This window comes from Pseudomonas sp. SF2 (assembly GCF_036858055.1).
In the GTDB taxonomy this organism is placed as follows: domain Bacteria; phylum Pseudomonadota; class Gammaproteobacteria; order Pseudomonadales; family Pseudomonadaceae; genus Aquipseudomonas.
The window spans coordinates 1-223 of record NZ_JAMBDI010000086.1 but is presented as its reverse complement, the minus strand read 5'-3'; the positions used below and the strand labels follow the sequence as shown (position 1 = coordinate 223).

General features: G+C 65.9%; 1 protein-coding gene. It reads left to right on the top strand.

The window, feature by feature from the left end; translation table 11 throughout:
* Nucleotides 1–223 (top strand): Ig-like domain-containing protein (locus M2S36_RS24955; RefSeq protein ID WP_333958023.1); only part of this gene is annotated, 223 nt, incomplete at both ends.

Sequence of the window (223 nt, the reverse complement as noted above, 5' to 3'; positions counted from 1 at the left end):
CGATGGCAGCGGTAATCCGATTGGCCAGGTGACGGCCGATGGCAGTGGCAACTGGAGCTTCACTCCAGCGACGCCGCTGGCCAATGGCACCGTGGTCAATGCCACCGCGAGCGACCCGGCGGGCAATACCGGCCCGGCAGCGACGGTCACCGTCGATTCCAGCGCGCCGGCTGCGCCGATTATCAATCCGAGCAACGGCGTAACCATCAGCGGTACGGCTGAA